This window comes from Psychroserpens sp. Hel_I_66, assembly GCF_000799465.1.
In the GTDB taxonomy this organism is placed as follows: domain Bacteria; phylum Bacteroidota; class Bacteroidia; order Flavobacteriales; family Flavobacteriaceae; genus Psychroserpens.
This window is the reverse complement of the sequence record NZ_JUGU01000001.1, coordinates 1,111,428-1,134,629: the sequence shown is the minus strand read 5'-3', so window position 1 is coordinate 1,134,629 and position 23,202 is coordinate 1,111,428. Positions and strand designations below refer to the sequence as shown.

13 protein-coding genes are annotated in these 23,202 nt (G+C 32.7%); all 13 read right to left on the bottom strand.

The features are described from left to right. Positions 1 to 9: 9 nt before the first annotated feature. The 13 genes from GQ40_RS05085 to GQ40_RS05025 all read right to left on the bottom strand — a co-directional run bounded on the left by GQ40_RS05085 (position 10) and on the right by GQ40_RS05025 (position 23,189). Positions 10 to 1,902, bottom strand: coding sequence for a polysaccharide biosynthesis protein (locus GQ40_RS05085; RefSeq protein WP_047546327.1), 1,893 nt, complete (start codon positions 1,900 to 1,902; stop codon positions 10 to 12). Beyond that, entirely contained in the window at positions 1,899 to 3,023 is a 1,125-nt protein-coding gene (locus GQ40_RS05080) for a DegT/DnrJ/EryC1/StrS family aminotransferase (protein WP_047546325.1), read from the bottom strand. The genes GQ40_RS05085 and GQ40_RS05080 overlap by 4 nt, the downstream gene beginning before the upstream one ends. Before the next feature lie 218 nt (positions 3,024 to 3,241). Then, positions 3,242 to 3,997: a 4'-phosphopantetheinyl transferase family protein gene (locus GQ40_RS05075; protein WP_047546323.1), complete on the bottom strand. Its 756-nt coding sequence runs from the start codon at positions 3,995 to 3,997 to the stop codon at positions 3,242 to 3,244. Then, on the bottom strand, positions 3,990 to 8,003 hold the full coding sequence (locus GQ40_RS05070; protein ID WP_047546321.1) for a non-ribosomal peptide synthetase: 4,014 nt from the start codon (positions 8,001 to 8,003) through the stop codon (positions 3,990 to 3,992). The genes GQ40_RS05075 and GQ40_RS05070 overlap by 8 nt, the downstream gene beginning before the upstream one ends. Positions 8,004 to 8,034: 31 nt before the next feature. Further along, the gene (locus GQ40_RS05065; protein WP_047546319.1) at positions 8,035 to 14,682 is read right to left on the bottom strand and encodes a type I polyketide synthase; all 6,648 of its coding nucleotides are present in this window, start codon (positions 14,680 to 14,682) and stop codon (positions 8,035 to 8,037) included. 426 nt (positions 14,683 to 15,108) lie between these two features. After that, positions 15,109 to 15,969 carry a methyltransferase domain-containing protein gene (locus tag GQ40_RS05060; protein WP_081990174.1) on the bottom strand — a complete coding sequence of 287 codons (861 nt, stop codon included), beginning with the start codon at positions 15,967 to 15,969 and terminating at the stop codon, positions 15,109 to 15,111. A 24-nt stretch (positions 15,970 to 15,993) separates the two neighbouring features. After that, a complete protein-coding gene (locus tag GQ40_RS05055) occupies positions 15,994 to 16,569 on the bottom strand; it encodes a hypothetical protein (RefSeq protein ID WP_156115515.1) in 576 nt (191 codons plus the stop codon). Between the two features lie 334 nt (positions 16,570 to 16,903). Then, the gene (locus tag GQ40_RS05050; protein WP_047546312.1) at positions 16,904 to 18,043 is read right to left on the bottom strand and encodes a glycosyltransferase family 4 protein; all 1,140 of its coding nucleotides are present in this window, start codon (positions 18,041 to 18,043) and stop codon (positions 16,904 to 16,906) included. Then, a complete protein-coding gene (locus GQ40_RS05045) occupies positions 18,044 to 19,039 on the bottom strand; it encodes a polysaccharide deacetylase family protein (protein WP_047546311.1) in 996 nt (331 codons plus the stop codon). 77 nt (positions 19,040 to 19,116) lie between these two features. Beyond that, complete coding sequence (locus tag GQ40_RS05040; RefSeq protein WP_047546310.1) at positions 19,117 to 20,133, bottom strand: peptidoglycan bridge formation glycyltransferase FemA/FemB family protein; 1,017 nt, start codon at positions 20,131 to 20,133, stop codon at positions 19,117 to 19,119. Between the two features lie 259 nt (positions 20,134 to 20,392). Further along, complete coding sequence (locus GQ40_RS05035) at positions 20,393 to 21,424, bottom strand: ATP-grasp domain-containing protein (RefSeq protein WP_047546309.1); 1,032 nt, start codon at positions 21,422 to 21,424, stop codon at positions 20,393 to 20,395. Beyond that, complete coding sequence (locus GQ40_RS05030) at positions 21,424 to 22,044, bottom strand: sugar transferase (RefSeq protein ID WP_047546308.1); 621 nt, start codon at positions 22,042 to 22,044, stop codon at positions 21,424 to 21,426. Before GQ40_RS05030 ends, GQ40_RS05035 begins: the two co-directional genes overlap by 1 nt. Continuing rightward, positions 22,041 to 23,189 carry a glycosyltransferase family 4 protein gene (locus GQ40_RS05025; protein WP_047551500.1) on the bottom strand — a complete coding sequence of 383 codons (1,149 nt, stop codon included), beginning with the start codon at positions 23,187 to 23,189 and terminating at the stop codon, positions 22,041 to 22,043. Before GQ40_RS05025 ends, GQ40_RS05030 begins: the two co-directional genes overlap by 4 nt. Positions 23,190 to 23,202 lie beyond the last annotated feature (13 nt).

Genomic DNA, 23,202 nt, shown 5'->3' with positions numbered 1-23,202 from the left:
TATTTGTAATTATTTTTTGGAATCCAATACCTCATATTTAGAGTTATTAGAAATATATTCTGGGATGATTTCTTTAATTAAAGAAACAATCTCAAGGTTTTGTGATTTTGAGCTTACAGCACATAAATTAGATATCTTATCACTGATAGTAAGCACATCAATTTGCTTTGTTTTGGCAATCATGATTTTATCATGGTATGTTGGCCTTGTGTTTTCGCCATCAGCTAAAAGCTCTTCATATATTTTTTCTCCAGGTCTTAATCCTGTTATTTTAATATCAATATCTTCAGGGAAACGAAGTCCAGATAGAATAATCATGTTCTTGGCAAGGTCATATATTTTTACCGATTCTCCCATATCAAAAACAAAAATCTCTCCTCCATTACCCATTGTAGCAGCTTCTAAAACGAGTTGACATGCTTCAGAAATGGTCATAAAATAACGAGTAATATCTTTATGCGTTACAGTTAATGGACCTCCGTTGTCAATTTGCTTCTTAAACAACGGAATTACAGAACCATTGGATCCTAATACGTTTCCAAATCTTGTAGTTATAAATTTAGTTTTACCTTTTCCTTGCAAACAATTGACGTATAGCTCTGCAATACGTTTTGTGGCACCCATAACATTTGTTGGATTTACAGCTTTATCAGTAGAAATTAAAACAAATTTGTTTACACCATATTTTACAGAAAGACTTGCCATATGACGTGTCCCTCCAATATTCACGGTAACTGCTTCAAATGGATTGTTTTCCATTAAAGGAACATGCTTGTAAGCTGCAGCATGGAAAACGATATTGGGCTTATATTGTTGAAACAATTTTTCCATTCGTCTAAAATCCCGGACATCTGCAACGATGGCTATAAAATTCTTAACGTTCTTTTGAACAAATTCTTGTTGTAAATCATACAAAGGTGATTCCGCAGTATCAATAAGAATCAATTTTTTATAATTGTAATTAGTAGCTTTTTTTGCAATCTCGCTTCCAATTGATCCTGCAGCACCACTAATTAAAATAATCTGGTTCTCATACTCGTCTAGAAGTGCTGGATTTGTAATAGAGATAGGGTCTCTACCTAATAAATCCTCAATATTGACTTCCTTAATTTGACCTAAGCTCAAATCTCCATCAATCCAATGCTGTACAGGAGGCACGATTTTAACTTTTAGACCTAACTCAAATAATAATCCTGAAATTTGGAGTAACCTTGATGAATCGATATTTTGAACAGATATGATAACTTCTTCTATATTATCTCTTTCAATAAGTTCTTGATCGATTTTTTCAAGACTGTATACTAATAAAGTGTTTATTTTTTTACCAATTTTTCTCTCGTTATCATCAATAAAACCGATGACCTTGTGACTATTTGTAGGATCGTTTGAAATGGCATCGTAGGTAATCATTCCTGCGTTTCCCGCTCCAAAAATCAAAACACGTTTTTGCGTTTTAAAATCCTGCATTAGCTTGTTGTAAACAGACTTTATGAAAAGTTTTGAACCAACTAAAAATAGAATGTTAAGTAACAAGTGAATGTAAATTACAGAACCAGAAATATTGAAGATGCTCTCATAATTAAATCTTCGGCTAAAAAATGTCGAGACAATTAATATCGTCGCCAATATATTAACGCCAATTATAATATTGATTACATCCTTAAAACCTGTAAATCTAACAACCCCTTTGTAGGAGCCAGTAATGATAAAACTTATTAATGCTGCTAAGAAAACAAATGGAATTTGCTTTAGCATAATTAAGACGTCAAAGTTGATTATAAAATTAAATCGAATAATATATGCAGCAATAAAAGCAAAAGCTATAATGCACAAGTCAAACAGCATAACCAGCCATTTAGACGCATATTTATCTGATATATCTTGTAAAAACTTTTTAATCATGCTCTAAAATAAGTTTTTATTGCAGATGATACTCTATTTAGTTCATCATCAGTTAAGTTAGAACCGCTAGGCAAACATAAGCCTTTTTCAAACAACTCATCTGAAATACCATTGAGATATTGCGGGTAATCCTTAAATACAGGCTGTTGGTGCATTGGTTTCCAAAGGGGTCGGGTTTCAATATTATCCTTTTCTAAACTCAATCTAATCCCTTCTCTTATGCCTTCGGAAGGTGTTAGCACACAAGATAGCCAACGATTACTATAAAACCCTTCATGATCATCATTAAATTTAAGTTCTTCAATGTCATTAAAACTTTCCTTATAAAATTCATATACGCGACGTCTTGCCTTTACGCGATCATCTAAAACTTCCATTTGACCTCTCCCAATTCCAGCAAGTACATTAGACAATCTATAATTATAGCCTATTGAAGAATGTAAATATTCAACAGCTTTATCTCTTGCTTGGGTAGCGAGAAAGACAGCTTTTTCTTTTATTTCTGGATTTTTGCTTACTAACGCACCTCCTCCTGAGGTGGTTATGATTTTATTTCCATTGAATGACAAGACAGCAATATCCCCAAAAGTTCCACACTTCTCTCCGTGATAAGAACTTCCAAGTGCCTCTGCACTATCTTCTAAAACCGGAATATCGTATTTTTTAGAGATAGCTCCGATTTCTTTTGCCTTATATGGCATTCCGTAGAGATGCACAGCGATAATGGCTTTAGGCTTTTTTCCTTTGCTAATACGGTCTTTTATAGCAATTTCTAATTGTTCTGGACATATGTTCCAAGTATCTTTTTCGCTATCCACAAATACTGGGATAGCTCCTTGATAGATTATTGGGTTGGCAGATGCAGAGAATGTTTTACTCTGGCAAATAACTTCATCTCCATGACCTACATTCAACAATATCAAACCTAAGTGTAATGCAGCAGTACCAGAGCTTAAGGCTGCCACATGAATGCTTTGATTGAGATATTCTTGAATATCGCTCTCAAAACCAACCACATGAGGTCCCAATGGAGCGATCCAATTCGTATCGAAAGCATTATTTACATAAGATTGTTCTGTTCCACCCATATGAGGTGAAGACAACCATATTTTTGAATTCATAATTATTTAGTCAAGTTTAAACTATTCAATTAAAATTGTCTAGCGAGGGATCTTTGGGACAAATTTAAAACTTATAGGTTAGGTCAAAGTTAAATTTATGGATAAATATCTATGATTAACGTACAACAAACCAAATAAACACGATGAAAAACACTTATTTACGTTGATTCAATTGAAAATTTGAGTAATTTTTTTCACTACTTGTTTTAAAAACAAAACTATTTTAAAGCTTCAATAGTTTTTGGAAGATCATAAACTTGTATTTGGCTATTTTTAGTCAAGTCTTTACTTGAGGCAATTGAGCCTACGTAATCTTTATTAATATCAAAACTAAGAACATTCAAATCCTCAAAGCCTTCAATCAATTTAGGATTTACAGAATGCAAACCATCTAAAGCAGGAATTTGAATAACATGATCAGTCATGCCTTTTCCTGTGGCTTTCACAACAGCCTCTTTTCTTGTCCAATAAGTGAAAAAAGTATGTGGTTTATTTTCTGAATTTAAAATGTTATCGATTTCAATTTTGTTAAATACAGAAGGCAATATTTCTGAAAAATCAAAACTTTTATTTAAAAATTCTAAATCAACACCAATAGGTTGTTTGTCAATTGCTATAATCACAAAGTCTTCAGAATGTGATACATTAAAGTGAATTACTTCATAAGATATTATATATGGTTTATTGTTGGTGTCTTTTCTGATTTCAATTTGGCTTAAGGAAATTTTAGTAAATTTTGAAAGCAGAAATTTTAGTATAGATCTACAGATTATAAATCTGTTTTTATCCTTTTCAAAATGAAATGAATTTGCACGTTTTAATTCTTCTAAATTTAAAACACTTGTTAATTCTGAAACTAAGTGAACATAGGAGGAGAGTTGAATTTTAAATAATTTTAAATCTAGTTTATCTTCAGGTAGAGTTTGGAAATCTTTAATTATAATTTCAATATTTCCGCAGAAAATCTCACTCATACTGCTGAGAATTATAATTATCTAAGACATGTTGTAAACTTCTTGCAAACTCTGTAGCATTTTGTTTTTCAAACATATCCACATGGTTTCCTGGTACTATATGCCTACGAATACCTTTTTCTGCCATTTTTTTCCAGCCTAAAAACTTCTGGTCATGTACAAAATTCACTTCTTCTTTGGCCCTAAACAAATCAATAACAATATCTTGAGGTACAATGGTGTATTTACTTGTTGCAATATTATGATTTGTCATAAGCTTTAGAGCCACATTAAATTGCATTTCGTACTGTTTGGCTTTTCCATATTTAAGTCTTAAGTATAAGCCTTTAAGCTGTAGTTTTATCAATTCTGTTCGTCTAATAAAATTCTTTTTATTACTGAACATATTTAAAAAGATATAAACCACTTTGCCCATTAAATAAAAAATAGAATACACTTTTTTCTTGGATGGACTGCTATGGTAATACTCAGGAAAAACATAAGTGTCAAACTGTGCAAGAATAGTCACTTCCTTTCCTTTTGCCTTTAATTGTCTTGCCATTTCGTATGCAACAATTCCGCCATACGAAAAACCAGCAAGCGCATAGGGACCTTCTGGATTTGAGGCTAAAATTTCTTCAATATAGTCTGCTGCCATTTCATGGATGGAATCGTGAGGTTCTGTCAACCCATTGAGGCCTCTGGATTGTAGTCCATAAACTGGTTGTTCTTTATCTAGTTGTTGCGCTAGTTCATTAAAAATCAATACATGATGATTTGCACCATGCACAATATATAAGGGTGGTTTTGAGCCTTCTGGTTTTAAAGGTACTAATGAATCCCAAGTAAAAAATTCGCTATCCATAAAAGCTGCCAATTTTTTAATAGTGGAGTGTTTTAGCAGTGCAACTAAAGGAACTCTATTACCCGTCTCTTTTTCAAGTTTAGCCATAACTTTTACGCCAACTAGTGAATGACCTCCAATTTCAAAAAAGTCACTATTCACATCAATATTATCCAAACCTAGGCACTCTTCCCAAATAGATTGAATTATTTTTTCCGATTCGGTGGAAGGTTCAGCAAAACTAGTTTTAATGTTGTTTGTTGTTGAACTTACCAGCAATGCTTTTCGGTCTATCTTTCCATTTAAAGTCTTTGGAAATTCACCAACCAAGTTGAATAGTTGCGGAATCATATGAGCAGGAAGTTGCTGTTTTAAGCTCGTTTTCCATTGCTCGATTTGATTTGCATTTTTCTCTTTTTCCGAAGTAATCAAATTTGCCACTAAAAGGTCACCATTAAGTAATACAACAGATGACTGTACGCCTTGCAAACCGTCTAGCGCTTGCTCAATTTCACCCAATTCAATACGCTGACCTCTTATTTTAATTTGGTGGTCAATTCTACCCAAACATTGTACATTTCCGTCTGGTAATAATTTTGCCAAATCTCCAGTACGATATAATTTAGAATTTGAATTTGAATCAAAATGATTATCTACAAACTTTTCCTTGGTTAGATCCTCTTTTTTCCAATATCCTTTTGCAACACCATCACCTGCTATGCAAAGTTCACCAATCTTTCCTGGCGCGACCATGTTGTTGTTTTCATCTACAATATATAACTGTGTATTTGCTACAGGAAGACCAATTGGGATCAATTCATCTGTTTTTTCTACTTTAGTTATTGCAGACCAAATAGTGGTTTCTGTTGGTCCATATAAATTCCATAGGTCATCAACAAGATTTAGAATATTTTTTGCAAGCGATAATGGTAGAGCTTCGCCTGTGCTAAAAGCTCTTATTGGCAAGTGAGATTTCCATCCAGAGTCTAATAACATTTGCCAAGTCGTTGGAGTCGCTTGCATTAGAGTTACTTTCTCCTTTATCATCACATCCAATAATAAACGTGTGTCTTTTGAGGTTTCCTCGTTGGTTATTATCAATTTTGCACCAATTAATAAAGGCGCATAAAGCTCAACCATGGCAATGTCAAAAGAAATAGTTGTGATAGAAATAAGTGTGTCTGTTTCTTTTACGCCTGGATTTTCCAATACGCTATAGAGCAGATTAACAATATTTTTATGGGTTATTCCAACACCTTTTGGTTTACCTGTAGAGCCCGAAGTGTACAATAAATAAGCAACATCACTATTGTTTTTTTCTACGGAAATTGGCTGATCTGAAAATTCATCTAAACAAGAAAACAAATTATCCTTAACCAATAAATTAGCTTTAGAGTTTAAAGTTTTGGATAGCTCATTAGTGGTTATCAAAAATTTAGCCTCAGAATCCTCAATCATATAATCCAATCGTTGGACAGGATAGCTTGGGTCCAGAGGAACGTAAGCTGCTCCACATTGCATTATTGCTCTTAAAATAATAATAAGCTCAATAGAACGTGGTAAACAAACGCCAACAAAATCGCCAGATATAACACCTTTATCAGATAGTTGATTTGATAATTGGTTGACTTTTTGCTCGAGTTCTCCATAAGTGATTTGAGTATCTAAAAACTTTAGAGCTGTTTTATTTGAATATTTTAGTGCTTGTTGTGATAGTAAGTCTGATAAGTGTTCTTCTGGATAATACGATTTGGTATCATTTAGAAGCGTATAAGCTGAGTTGTCAATTTCAATAATATCTGAAATCTTAATGTTACTATCATCAACTATTTTTTTAATGATATTTTCAAAAGAAACCATCATTTGTTTTATCGTAGCTTCTTTAAAAAGAGACGAGTTATACGACCATTCTAAAATAAAATCGTCTTGAGAACCTGTTGCGTTTAAGAAAACCTCAAAGGTTTCATAAGTTCTTGGATTGCTAATGAGCTTATAATCTAGATCTTTAAAATCAACACTAGCAGTCATTCCCATATCAATGTTAAACACTATAGGAACAAGCGGAACACGGGAAGGGTCTCTTTGTATTTTTAGTTTTTGCAATAATTCGCCAAAACTTAATTGCTGATGATCATATGCATCAAAGATTAAAGATTTTCTGTGCCTTAAATAATTACTAAATGATTGATTACCGTCAATTTTACTTCTCAAAGGCAATAGATTGACACAATGACCTACCAATTGTGTTTTACCAGTTACAGACTGTCCTGCAGCAGGTAAACCAATTACAATATCATTTTGACCAGTTTGTTTGGAAAGAAAAATTTCAAAAGCAACCATCAAAGTAGTGACAAAACTAGCTCCAGATGTTAAACCAACTTTTTTTAATTTTGCAAGTAAATCTTTATCAATTGAAAAGTCTTGACGTTCACTTTTATTGGTTCTTAATTCTGGTCTTGGAAAATCTGTAGGTAAATTTAATACAGGAATCGAATCTTTATATTCGTTGATCCAAAATTTTTCGGTTTTTTCTTGCGTCTCGCTATCTGTATTTGATTGCAGTTCATCTGCATATTCGCTAAAATCATCCACTTTAGGGAGTGAATGTGGTTTGCCAGTTACACTTTCTGAATAAAGTGCGCCAATTTCCTCAAGTATGATGCCAAGTGACCAACCATCACAAACAATATGATGAGCAGTGATCACTAAATGGTGTTCAATGTCATTTATTTTAAGTAAACCTACTTTAAATAAAGGACCATTTTTTAAATCGAATACATAATTGGCATCACCCACGACGTATTCCTTAACTGATTGTTCAATCTGTGGAGGTGTTTGTTTAGAAAAATCGTGGTGTTCAATATGTACTGGCTTAAATTCCAGAACACTCATAAAACGACCATCAGCACTAAAAATTGATCTTAATGACTCATGACGTTGAACTAATTTTTGAATTGCAGTATCAACAGCACTAAAATTAAGTTCACCTTTTAAAACCAAAGAAACAGATTCATTGTAAGCTCTGTTTGCATCGTCTCCACCCAATTTACAGGCAATCCATATTTCTGCTTGAGATTGCGTGGTAAGAATTACTTTTTGAATGGTGGGTCCATTAAAAGGATTATGAGCAACATTTTTATGTTGTTGATCATGAGAATGTTTTACTGATTCGGTTAGACTCATAAAAAATTTTAAACCATTTATTATTGATTAACTACAAATCTATTTGAATATATTCACCAACTTTATCTTTATCAGCTACAAACCAAGCAGGATTACCAGACTTGTCCATACCCAAGCGCGCACCTTTTACTGGAGGTTGGTTTAATTCTTTTGTAAAGTTTTTACTTTGCCCATTATTTGATGGCAGATGGTGTTTATGAGGATCAGTTTTAATGATTCCTACAGCGACTAATTCTTCAATACATTCAATTGAGGTATCAATTAAACGCTGCACATCATCTTCAGTGTAGGCTGTTGTAAAATAGCATGGAAAACCATCCCAAACGTGAATTCCTTTTTTCCGCATTAAAACAAAAAATAATTCTGCATAAGGTAAATCTTCTAACATTTTCAATTTCCAAAGCGAACGATAAAATACAATTTCAATAGGAATTCCATTTGATTTTAGATGCGTGTTGACTTCCGTAGCAAAACGCTCTGTTTTAGCAGCAATGCTAGCTTGAAGTTGCACACCTTCTTTTTTCATATGTAAAAGTGATGCTTTACAGGTTGCTAATGCTAATGGATGACGTACAAAAGTTCCCGCAAAATAAGTAACTCCTGCTTCTGGGAATGAGTCATCTCCATATTGCCAAAATCCTCCATCTAGCGCATCCATACATCGCTTACTACCTGTGATTGCACCAATCGAAATCCCTCCACCAATTACTTTTCCATAGGTTGCCAAATCTGCTTTTACCCCAAATAATGCTTGTGCGCCACCAGGATGCATTCTAAAACCGGTAATAATCTCATCAAAAATAAGAACAGATTGTGATGCTGTTGTTATTTTCTTGACTTCTTTTAAAAATTCTATTGGTCTAAAGTCCGCTCTGCGACTCTGGATAGGTTCAACAAGTACCGCTGCAATTTCATGAGCACGTTCTTTTATGATAGCGAGACTTTCATCTGTTCCATAATCTAAGATTAACATATTTTGAACCGCTTCTGGTAAAATACCTGATGCTGCAGGAAATGATTTTAATTTTTTTGATCCTCTTACAAGAACTTCATCATTAATACCATGATAAGAGGTTGTGAATGCGACGATAAGTGATCGTCCGGTGACTGTTCTTGCAATACGCATTGCACCTAAAACAGCTTCAGATCCTGTGTTACACAAGGCTGCTCGATCTTGATTTGTAAATTCACAAAGTAATTCACAAACCTCACCAGCTAAAGGATGTTGAGGCCCAACCTCAAAACCAAGTTCTACTTGATCATGGATGGCTTTTTTTATAAAATCTGGTTGATGACCAAATAAACAGGCACCAAAACTATTTAAAACGTCCAAATATTCATTACCATCAATATCCCAAAGTCTGCTACCAGACGACTTATCAACAACAATAGGGTAGACCAATTCTTTTGTTAAAGGCTTAAATCCTGAAACGACTCGCGGATCTGACATATGATGACGATGCTTTTGGGTATATGCCTTGCTACCAGCTGTTTTTTTGTTATACGTTGAAATAAGATTATCTAAAAACGTTTTTTGTTCGCTATTAAGTTCCGCAGATAGTCTTTCTATTCTTGGCGTCGCTCCAAATGGTTTTTTATGTTCTATTTTTTCTTCTTCGGAAAGAATTTCTGTAGAAGAATCATTTGGAGGAGTCATCATTACAGGTTTTGGTTCTTGAATGTGAGAAACCGGTACATGTTGACTATTGTTCCCTTGAAGCAATTCTATTTGCTTGCCCAACAATTGTATTTGTTGAGCTATCAAACTTAAAGCTGTATTATTATTATTATTATTATTATTATTATTATTATTTGGTGCATTAAAGTTTTGTGAAACACTCTCAAATGAGTTTACATTGTTTGTGTTTTCTTGAACAGGATTAGCAACAGCAGGAGCATAAACCTCTTTTGGTAACACCTTATCCAAATGCTCTGCCAGTAATTCTGGCGAACCAAATTCGTCATTTAGTTGCCTAAAACTGATTGGCGTATTAAATTCATTTTTTAAGTTAATTGCCATTTGTGTAAGCACCAAAGAGTCAAGACCGAGTTCCAAAAAGCTGACGTTAAAGTCACTTGACTCGATTTCAATACCAGAGTTATCTTCAATAAGCTCAGATATTTTGTTAAGAATTATGGGTTTTCTCATAAACTTAGTAGTGTTATATTGTACAGTTTCTATAGGTTGAGTGACTGTGTTTTCTATTGTATTGTTATAATTTATAGTTGTTGGTTTTAAAGCTATCGGCTCTATCCAACAAGTTTTACGATCAAAAACATAAGATGGTAACCATAGTTTTTGTCGCGATTGATCACTGTAAAAATGTTTCCAGTTAATGTCAATGGCTTTAAGCCATAAATCTCCTAACGCTGTCAAAACAGTGTGATAAGCAGTTTCGTTTTCCTTCGGAAATGATAAACTTGAAATTGACGCTAAAGACTTTAAACCTTTTTTCTGCATTGATAAAGTTGTCAAAGCACGTCCTGGACCAACTTCTAACAAAATTGGATCTTCCAAATTTAAGACTGTGTCCATCGCTCCAGAAAAATTCACAGTAGCTCTCAAGTGATTGGTCCAATATGTTGCACTTGTTGCTTCTGCATCTGTAATCCAATCTCCAGTAACCGTTGATACCATTGGTATTCTAGGTAAATTGAGCTTTAACTTTTTAACTTCTGCCTCAAAAATATCAAGTACGGGATCCATCATTGTTGAATGAAACGCATGACTTGTCAACAACAGTTTGTTTGCAATGTTTTCTGTGTCTAAAACTTTTGAAAATGTCTCAACTTGTTCATCTTCACCAGAAATAACTATTAAACTATCTGAATTTATAGCAGCTACTGAAAGCGTATCTGGAATTAAATGTTCAATAGCCTTATGTGTTGAACGAACCGAAAGCATACTTCCGCCAGGCAATTCGCTTACCAATTTACCTCTTATCGTTATCAGGTGTAATGCATCTTTCAATGAAAATATGCCAGATAAATGGGCTGCAACAAATTCTCCAACACTATGCCCACAAAGCAAAGTAGGTTTTATTCCCCAACTCATCCAGAGTTGCGCGAGCGCATATTCAATGACAAATAGTGCTGGTTGTGTGTATTTTGTATCTTTTAATTTTGCTTCTGCTTCATCAGAGTTTTGCTCTGGGTAAACAACATTTAAAATGTCTAAATCAAAATTTAATGATAATAGGTTTGCACATTCATCAACAGCATCTTTAAAAACTTTTTCTTCGGAATATAGCGCTTTTCCCATATTGAGATATTGCGCTCCTTGACCAGGAAATAAAAATGCCAACTCACTCGGGACTACATTTAAGGTGCTTGATTTTATGTCTTTATTATCTTCGGAATTTAAAATATCTTTAGCCTGTACAGTACTATCTGCTATAATAAAACGTCTATGTGCAAATGGTTCTCGTGTTTGAGTTAAACTATAAGCTACGTCAGAAAGTGAAACTCCCGAAGTATTATTTAAAAAATCACCTAAGGCAGATTGATAACCAGTTAAACTATGCTCAGATTTAGCAGACCAGGTTAATAATTGTAAAGGTCTTCCTTCATCTGAAGGTTTTTGTTTGTTTTCATATTCTTCTAAAATCACATGAACGTTTGTACCACCAACACCAAAAGAGCTGATACCTGCTTTTCGCGGACTTTCAGCATCCCAAGATTTTAAAGTATTATTTACGAAAAACGGACTATTCTCAAAATCTATCGATGGATTTGGTTTGTCAAATCCTAAAGAAGGTACAAGTTGACGATGTTTTAAAGATAAAATGGTTTTAATAACACCAGCCACTCCAGCTGCTGCTGTAAGATGTCCCATATTACTTTTTATGGAACCAATGGCGCAAAAGCCATTTTGTTGTTGTTTTCCGAAGGCCATTTTAAGACCTTCTATTTCTATTGGATCACCAACTGGTGTTGCTGTTCCGTGGGTTTCGATGTAGCTAATTTCCGAAGCATCAATATTGGCATCAATCAAAGCATTTGCAATTGATCCTGCTTGACCTTCGGCACTTGGCGCTGTGAAACTTCCTTTATTACCACCATCATTATTGATGCCAACTCCTTTGACGAGAGCGTAAATAGTATCGCCATCGGCTTTAGCTTGCTCTAAATTTTTGAGAAGAATCACACCAGCTCCATCACTAAATACGGTTCCTTTTCCATTTTCGTCAAATGAGCGACAGTGACCATCTGGGCTCATCATTGATCCTTCTTGGTATAAGTGACCGCTAAAAATAGGAGTTGTGATGCTAGAACCACCAGCCAAAGCGACATCACAGTGTCCAAGCCTAATGGCATCTGCAGCTTCAGCAATAGCGAGTAGGGAAGTGGAGCACGCAGAATGCACACTAACCGCAGGTCCTTTTAAGTTTAAATGATACGCTGTACGCGATGATATATAGTCTTTTTCGTTAAGTGTGTTGGATTGGAATCGTCCAATACGGTTCAACACTTTTTCATTTGGCAGGATATTATTGACATAATATGTATTTGTTCCTGTACCAGCAAAAACGCCAATACTGCCATCGTAATGTGATGGTAAATGCCCTGATTGTTCCAACACTTCCCAGGCGATTTCTAAAAATAAACGTTGCTGAGGATCCATTGCTTCTGCAATCTTTGGATTAAGACCAAAAAAGGCTGAATCAAATGTTTTGGCTTCTGGCACAATGCCTCTAGCTGCGACGTAAAGTGGATCTTTCCGAAGTGATTCTGAAATTGTAGCATCCAATTCTTCAGGAGTAAAAAAGGAAATGGTTTCTTTACCATCTCTCAATACTTCCCAAAGTTCTTGAATTGTATTTGCACCAGGAAATCGTCCTGCCATGCCAATAATGGCGACATCGGATGATGAATTATTTTTATTTTTTGTCCTTGTTGCTTTAAATTCTATTTCTTTATTAGGTTCTAAATAATTAGATAATTCTGAAATTGTAGGATGTTGATATAACTTTATGATTGGAATTTCATACTTAAAATTTAGTCGTAGCGCAGAAACAGTTTTTTGAGCTAGGAGTGAAGTACCACCCATTTCAAAGAAATTATCTGAAACTCCAATTTTTGGTATCCTTAAAAGCTCAGACCAAATTTTTGCTATATTTTTTTCAATTTCTGAAATTGGCTTTTTGTATAAAGGTGCATTACTAGGTCTTGTATATTCTGGAAGTGGTAATGCTTTTTTGTTGATTTTTCCGCTTGATGTTTTAGGGAAATCCGTCATCCAAATATAATGTGTTGGCAACATATATTCAGGAAGTACTTTGCTGACCTGCTGTTTGAAATCTGGAATATCCTGTGATGGATTTGTTGATTGTAAATAGGCAATAAGTTGTGCTTGATCTGATAAGTGTGTGCTCGCTACAACAACTGCTTGCTGTATATTTGGTAATTTATTGAGTGCAATTTCAACTTCACCGAGTTCAATTCTATGACCGCTAATTTTTACTTGTTCATCCTCACGACCTAGAAATTCAATATTTCCGTTAGGTAAATAGCGAGCGATGTCACCAGTGCGATAAATTCTTAGTTCTTCGTTATCTGATAATTTTAGTACCGAAAATTTTTCTTTTGTTAGCGCATCATTACCTAAATAACCTTCTCCCAAACATGCACCAGTAATACAAAGTTCTCCAGTTTCGCCATTAGAAACTACATTTTGATTTTTGTCGAGTATGTAAATTTTAGTATTATCAATAGGCTTTCCAATAGTTGGTAATGCTGACCAATTTTCGGGATTGCCTTCTAGTTTTAACTCGGTAACTACATGGCATTCTGTTGGACCATATTGGTTAAAAAGTTTGCAATCGTCTAATTCTGAAAAGAAGGTCCGCAATTGTGTGGTGATTTTTAATTGCTCACCAGCAGTCATGATTTCTTTTAAGCTCTTCGGAAAAAGATTGATGCTCACAGCAGTTTCTGCTAATGCTTGCAATGCAACAAAAGGGAGAAATAGTCTGTTGACATTTTTCTTTTCTATCAATTTTAAGAGCTCAAACATATCTAACCTTTGCTCTTCATTGATTAGAACAAGTGTACCGCCAATACTGAGCGTTGCCATGATTTCTTGAAATGATACGTCAAAACTCAATGGTGCAAATTGTAATGTGCGAGATCCTTTTTGAGCTTCGGAATTTTTATTCTGCCAATTAATAAGATTTACTACAGCTTCTTGACCCATACAAACACCTTTTGGTTCTCCAGTGGAGCCTGAAGTGTACAAGATGTAAGCAGCATTTTCAGACATTTTATCCTGTACTTTTAAGCTAGGTGCGTTTTCTGGGTTTGGATTGGGTAGTGTTTTGAGGCCTGTTTCAGAAATAAAAACAGCTTCATCATCTGTAGTGAAACAGAAATTGAGTTTAGAATTGTTTATGATTTTTTCAATCCGATTTTTTGGGTATTTAAAATCGATTGGGAGATATGATTTGCCAGCTTTTAAAATGGCGAGCATGAAAACTATTTGATTAACACCTCTTGTAGTTGGTAAACCTATTATATTTTCATCTTTTGCGAACTTTACAATAGCGTGATGAGCCTCCAAAACTTTATCCTCTAATTGGCTGTAAGATAATTGAGAATCACCAAATATTAAGCAACACTCATTTGGATATAAATTAGCTGAACGCTCAAAAAATAAATATGTAGAGTTAGGTTTCTCCATTGCTCAAATTAGTTGATATTAAATATACTCTTTTTGTAACGATTTATATTCATTACAATATATAAAAGCTTTAAACTATAAATCTTTTATTTTATGTTAATAATCTAATAATGAGGGATTTTTAGGGCTTTTATTTTAAGTATAATAAACATAGAGCTAAATTGTTATCCCAGAAAAAAAATTAGTTATATGGCATTTTTTTAGGATTAACAATCAAAAATCAGACTCACAATATATGATTGATTTGTCATTACAAATTTAATGCAATATACTATCGTTTTTGTTTTAAATTAGAACTTTTAAATCTATATTAACGATAAATTATAATCTAATAATTGAAAATAAAATTTTATTCTCGGAAAGGTTTTAAATCAATAATTCAATTTGAGATATTAAAAAGGCATCAGTTTAAAACAGATTGATAATCTAGCTCTTAGCGCCTAAAAAGGTTTGCATATTACCTCCATTAAACCAAGGTTGTTGAGAGAAATGCCATATTTTAAATCCAGCATTTTTAAAAAGTAAAGGATAGTTGTGAGAAAATGACGGTTCATTTCCATAAAGCATAGTTTGTTTATGGGTATTAAAATCGTGATCTGAGCTATTAGGTTCTATTGCCACAAAAAAGGCGTTACTCAATTGATTGATTTCAATTAAAAAATCCTGTAAATCTTTCTCTAAAAAATACTCTAAAACACCTCTCGAGGAAACAAAGATTGTATTACTTTTTCCGTTTGATTTCACCCATTGTACTGCATCTGCAGCTACAAATTCTAATTTTTTTTCTTTTTCAAATTTTTTACGATTTAAATCAATTTGATTTTGACTAAGATCAATACCAACAAATTTTTCGATTTTAGGAAACTCATCATTCAGGTATTTAAGTACATCACCATTACCGGTTCCAATCTCTACCAAAGTATCGAACTCATTTTTTTCTTTTTGTAATTCATTTTTAAGGATTTCGAAGATAAATGAGCAGTGTGGCAAAAAATCTGTTTTAAAAGTATCTTCGGTTTCAGTAAATAATTCCGTTGCTGTATTATTGATCCAAAATTCACGGTTCTTTTCTGCAATAGTATTGTGGTCTTCTATCTTTTCAAGTTTTTGCACTAAGGCATAACGCATTAGTCTCTCTGTAATGGTTAAGTTTTTCTTATTCCTATGTATTAATGTTATTCTATTTTCTGATAGTTTATTTGCTTTCTTGGGTAGTAAGTATACAAGAATATCTCCAGTTGTTCTGGCAATTTTTTTAATAATATTTAACATTAGATTATTACTCATAATAACTCAAATTAAATTCATTTTTTAATTATTATTTATAAAATTTTTATTCGGTTTTATAAAGTAAACAAAACTCAACATGATTAAAAGATAAAGTATAGCAAAGGCTGTGAAAGTAGGTGCGCCTCCATTAGTAGGAGTAATTGGGAATGATGCTAGAGTTAAATTTAGCATGTATTGTAAAAGTAAGACACATAGACCACTTTTCGTTTTGCCATAAATCAATGCACACATACCTGCAGTTCCCATTACGTATATTAGCAATGATAAAATAGGAATTTCAGGAAATACGCCCTCACCAAGAAGAACAATTGGAATAAACCAAAGCGTCCAAAAGAACGCAACAATCTGTCCTGCGTAAAATGGTTTTGTAATTTTTGATAACTCGCGTATGCAGTAGCTTACCCAAACAACCTCTCCTAAAAAAGCCCAGAGTAATAAAGCAACAAATCCTCTAAAGGTTGTCATTCTTACTTGCATAAACGTAGAATATTCTACACCATAATACATGCTCTTTAGAAACAAAACAGCAATGGCGACTATAGGTCCCAAAAATAAACATAGAATATACCATTTGGGATGGATTTTCCATTTTGACATGGGCTTAAACAGGTTTATAATGCCCACATTGCCTCTAGTTATTTTTAAAATTATAATTAATAATAGTAGAAGTACGCAAAATCGCCCCGTGTTATATATATAACTAGGCATTAGTCCATTAATACGTGCATTCACAAAAAAAACATTAATTGTTGGACCAAGAATTAGAAATATCCAAACCTCATATTTCTTAATAAAATCTTTCATGATATTTTTCAATTTTATAGATACCAAAGGTAAATATATATAGACTATTCAAGTATAAATTTATATTTACATGATAGTAATTGTGAAAATTAGTTTATTCATTCAGAAATCTTAGTAATATAACAGCTTAATTAACCTTTTGGTACTCTTTCAATAACTCGACCCAAACATATTTATGTCTGTAATTTTCCACGATTAATTTTCTAGATTTGTTTTGCATAGTTTGATAGATTTCTGGATTTTCAATAAGGTATTGCATCGCACCCTCAATTGCTTTGGTATCTTTTACTGGAATAATTAATCCATTTTCATTCTCTTTTATGATTTCATTGCAACCATTTATGTTAGAAACAATACTAGGCACATTCATTGCTCCAGCTTGTAATACAACATTTGGAAACCCTTCTCTATAACTAGGAAAAACCAGCACATCGGCTATTGCAAAATAAGGCCTAACATCTTTTTGATAACCAACTTGTATGATGTCTTTATTTTGTTTCAATATCATTTCTGTTGTTGGATGTAATGGATCTAAATCAGTTTCACGCCAACCAACAAGTATTAATTTGGAACTGTATTTTTTTGAAAAATTATTAAAAGCTATTGCTAATTCGTTAATCCCTTTGTCTGAAACTAAACGACCTACGTAAATAAAGATAAATTCTTTAGTTATTTCTAATTGAGCTTTTAGTGTTTCCAAATCAGACTTTGTAAATAGATCACTATTAAAATGCTCTACATCAATCCCATTACTGCTTCCTTTACCAATGACCGCAAGTTTTTTTTCTGTTGTAAAACCTTCATTCAAAATTATTTCTTTTAGACCAAAGGAATTTGGAAATACTTTGGTCGCACAACTATAGGTCAGTTTTTCAACTTGGTTTAAAATTATTCTTTTAGTTCCAGTGGCGACTAATAGAGGCATACCTGCAACGGTATGAAAACGATGTTTAACACCCGCTAGTTTAGCAGCTAACATTCCAATAATACCAGCTTTTGGGGTATGTGTATGAACGATGTGTGGTTTTTCTTTCCGAAGAAATTTATATAATTTATAAACAGCTTTAATATCTTGAATTGGGGAGATGGTTCTCGTCATTTCTACGACCTCTGTTCTAATACCTTCATTTTCTCTTGTTTGAGCTAGTGATTCTCCATCACTTGAGACACCAATAACGTCATAATATTGATTAATATAACCTAATTGACCTTTGAGCAAATCCTTTAAAGAATCTGATATTGTGGTAATCCTAACTATTTTTTTCATTTAATTAGAAGTCAATTTCTTGGTTAACCCTGTCATTGTTTCACTTTTGAAATTGTAAGTTTTATTTAGTGATTGGTATGTTTCAAAAATAGTTTCTAAATTTTTAAAATTTTCTTCAATGTGTGTTCCAAAATTATGAGGATGCCACCATAAATGATAAACTTCATTGTTTTTTGCTGCATGGGTCATGGCCTTTTTGATTCTCCTCAATTTAAGACTTTCAAAATATCTAAGTTTTAAATTATAAGGTCTTAAAAACCGACTTGACGGAATATTAAATATTATGTAATTCTTATTGACTTCATTTAAATTATAAGTGTTATAGCCTGTAATATTAAAATAAGCATCTAAAGGTTTCAATGCTTTGAAAATAAATAGGTTACGATATTTTTTTGAACTGTGTATATTATAGATAAACGATTTTTCTTTTCCTCTAAAATTGGTTATTCCATATTTTTTACAAATATCTAGGTAAGGTTTATCAAATTCGTCGTTGGGATTTATTTGATTCTTCGGAAAAACGATACTATTGATTTGTAATGGTTTAGCAATATGTATTGCTGCATTTAAATCTTGGTCAAATTGCTCTGGAGTTTGACCTTCTGCGTGACAATAGAAATGAGAAAAGGTATGTGTGCCAATTTCGTGATTGCAATCATTTTCAATTTTCCGAATTAAAGATTTTGCATAATGGAAAGGATCATCAGCTTCATTGTAGCCAATTGAGTCAATTATTTTATAAGGGTTCAAGGATTCTAAAGTATATGTCGGTTTCTTCTTTGGAATATGATGAAGCAATTCGTCTTTATCCTTTGCAAATAAAAATCCTACGGTAGAAAATGTTAGTTTAATATTATAGTTATCACTTAGTTCTAATAATTTTTCAATTACAAGAGTCACGTTTTTGAGATTTTCGAAATAATCACTAACCGATTTATGGTCAAACACTCCCCAATGTAACTCAAAGTCTAATGAAATTACTAAATGACCTGCCATAATTGATTTTTATCTTTTTCAAAAGTAAATAATATATCAGGTATTTTTATGAGAAGGGAGAAGACTTAATTTTTTTTTTAATTGGGATCTCTATAGTTCGGAAAATAATCTGATGCAACAGTTCCTTTTAGATTTGTAAACTCGTCATATACATCCTGATTTACTATATATCTCCATACTTGAAAATCTGTAAGTTTTTTTGAGAATGACATTTTAAATCTAAGTAAAGAATCGTCCTTGCTACCATATCCTCCTCCAAGATTGAAATGATTGAAGTTTTCATTTGTAGAAATGATCCTCATTTCATCAATTAACAATTTTAAGGGCGTTAAATCTAGATGTTCTTCTTTTGTGCCAGAAAGATGATATTGTACAATATTATTTGTTTTTACAAAAAGACCTCCAGCAATTATTTCTCCAGTTTCTTTTAAAGTTACAATTAAAAAGTCTGTATTTAAACTATTGCTTTCTAAGAATTTATAAAAATATTCTTTATTGAAATAGTAAGACTCTCTAGCTTCAACCCGATCCATGTTTTCATAATAAATATCAATGAACTCCAGCATCTCTTCTTTAGAAGAAGACTTTTTAACATCACATAATCGTCTAGCCTTATTGATTTGTGATTTAATTCTACGTTGGTAATTCTTTCTTTGAAGATCTAAATCTTGATCTAAATCAATATTAACAATTTTACCAGTTGTTTCTATATGACCAATATTTTTTAATACATTATATTGATGAGGAATGAACGGATTTAACCTACTAAATACCGATACAATTTTAAGCTCTGTCAAACAGTCATATAGTGATTTCGAAAATTTTTCATTATTGAAATTTTCATTAACATTCTTTGATATTGGTCCCGCGTAACCATAAACAGAAGTGATATCTTTAAACTCACTATTTGAAATATTTCTAACTATAAACGGAAGTCCTAGTTTTGATTCATTTTCAGTATATAACATTAAAATGCACTCCTCATCTTTGTTAAGTGAAAGCTCATGATAATCATAAGTATGATAAAAATCATAATAATCAACTTCATCCAAAAAGGAATCCCATTTTTTTTTAGTTTTAATTATTTCAATCATAAGTATTTTAAAACAATCTGTAAATCTAAAAACTTTATTGAATTACAAATAATTTAGTTTGGTTGGTTTTTTTTATTTGACTAAAATACAGCGAAAAACATCTAATTTTCTTTAAAACAAGTTTTATTTAAGACAAAAATTTTTTTGAAATTTCAAAAAAATTTGAATTTCAAATATAGGAAAATCAAAAACCAATTTTACTAAATTTCTATAATATTTTCTTAAAATTAAGTCTTCAAACACTCTATATTATAAGATGTTAGCTTTTTTTGAAGTTATTTATTTGAATAAAGTTATCACATTTAGAGAAAAGCTTATTAGGTTTATAATTATTGAATTGATCAACATCATTATTTCCCTTAAGCCATTCAATATATATGGCAGCTGTATTTATTCCTGCTTGATGTGAAAAAGGATATCCGCCACCAAATCTTGGGTTAAGTTCTAAAACATAAATCTTGTCTTTGGTTACAAAAAAATCACAATCTAATGTTCCCATATGTTTTAAGTTAGATGCTATCTTTTGTCCTATTTTTTCAAAACGATCGTCAATAATTGAAATAGCTTTATCGGTTTCTCCACAACGCATACTATATTTCTCTCTCGCAAAAGATCCATAATAGTTGTTTTCAAAATCGTTTAAAACATCCATACCATATTCTTTGCCATTAATTTTTTCTTGTATTAAAATGGCATGATCAGCATCATTAAGGCTAACGGTGTTTAAAATTGATTTCTTTAGTTTTAGATGTTGCAACTTAAAAGCTAATTCTAATTCTTCAATAGATTCAACAAAATCAACACCAATTGATCCGCTTCCCCAACGAGGCTTAACTACTAAAGGGAAATCTATTTTTTTGATTGTTAATGCGTTTTTTACAACTTCTAAAGTGGTATATGTAAGTGGTGTTTCCAGACCAATACTTTTAAGAAATTTAAATGTTTCTATTTTATCAAAAGATATATCAATCACTTTCTCACTTGAAATAATCACTTTAGTGCCAAGCGATTCTAATTCTTGTTTATGTTTTGATAAAATTGGTAATTCTAAATCATTAAGCGAAATGATGGCATCAATTTTATGATCTTCTATAATGTTTTTTAATTCAGCGATATAGTTTTCACTGTAAACACTTGGCACTAAAATAGCAACATCTGCATCTACCATTGATGGAGCAGATAAGTTTATATCTGCAGCAAATATTTTACCATTATTATTAATGGCAGTCTTAAAATAATTTATGAGATAATTACGCCTTCCTGAACAAGTAAATAAGATGTTAAGTTTCATTAATTATCCGGTTTGGTTCCTGTAAAATCTGGCATAATGTCTTCGTTTGTAGTGTAAATTCCGTCTTTTTTAAAAACTTTGTATACTGTTAAAAATAGAATTTTTATATCTAATAACAAAGATAGATTTTTTACATACCAAACATCTAGAGCAAATTTTTGATCCCAACCAATAGCATTTCTACCATTTACCTGTGCCCAACCCGTAATTCCTGGTCTAATATTGTGTCGCTGTTTTTCTGTTTCATTATATAGAGGCAGATACTTTATTAACAGAGGTCGAGGCCCAATCAAACTCATATCGCCCTTAATGACATTGAGAAGTTGAGGGATTTCATCTAAAGAATATTTCCGCATAAAAATACCTGTTTTTGTCAATCGCTGCTGTGCTGGCAGCAACTCGCCATGAATGTCTTTTTTATCATTCATGGTCTTAAATTTTATAATCTTAAAAATACTTTCGTCTTTTCCCGGTCTTTCTTGGTAGAAAAATGCGCTTCCATTATTTTTGATTAATAGTATGATCCAAACAACCAAAAACAGAGGGAATAACAGCACAAAGCCAATTACAGAAGCGAAAAAGTCTAATATCCGTTTGAAGAAATTGCTGTATAATTTCATTGCTCTAAGCTTTTATAGGTTTTTAAAATTTCGTTCCAAACAAATTGCTGCTCAAAACGCTCAACAATATGTGCTCTCGCCACAGTAGCCATTTGTTTACGTTTTTGTGGATGACTAATCATAAACTCCATAGCCTTTACAAGAGCTTTTTCATCTTTAACAGGAACTATAAGCCCATTGGTGTTTTGCTCAATAATTTCATTACAACCATTAATATTAGATACGATACAGGGTAATCCCATACAACCAGCCTGCAGAACAACATTAGGAAATCCCTCTCTATAGCTTGCAAAAGTCAACGCGTGGGAAATTGCCACATAAGGCCTTATATCTTTTTGAAGTCCTACCGCTAAAATCTGTTTGTTTTCAGTAATTATAGTCTCAGTTACGGGTAAAAGGGGGTCAAGATTATTTTCTTTATAACCTACTAAAATGAGCTTGGTGTTTAGATTTTTTTTGCTGAGTTTATTATACGCGCCTACCAATTCATTAATTCCTTTATCTTTCACTAAACGACCAATAAAAATGAAAACGATATCATTTTCTTTAATATGTAATTCTTCTTTTAAGGCTTCTTTTTTTTCTTCGGAAACTAAAGTTGCATCATAATGGCTCGTATCTATCCCGTTTGAGCTACCATTACCAATAACCTTAAGTTTTGACGGTTTTGCATAGTTGTTATCTATGATTATTTTCTCTAGTCCGTGAGAATTGGGCAAAATAAATGTTGCGCAACTATACGTGAACTTCTCAACAACATCCAATAATTTACGTTTACTTCCCGATGCTTCCAATAATGGTAATCCAGCTATGGTGTGCAATCTATGAGGCACACCAGCTAGTTTTGCAGCTAGCATGCCAACAGTGCCAGCTTTTGGTGTATGTGTATGTACGATAAAGGGACGTTCCTTTTTAAAAAATTTATACAATTGGTACGTTGCTTTTAAATCTTTAAAAGGTGTAATCGTACGTGTCATTTCCACAACGTGAGTTCTAATGCCTTCGTTTTGTTTTACTTCATCAAGTGCATCACCTTTTCCCGAAACGCCAATAACTTCAAAATAATCACTCATAAAGCGATGCTGTCCCTTTAAAAGTGATCTCAAGGAGGAGGGAACTGTTGTTATGCGAATTAATTTTTTCAAATGCTGGATTTTC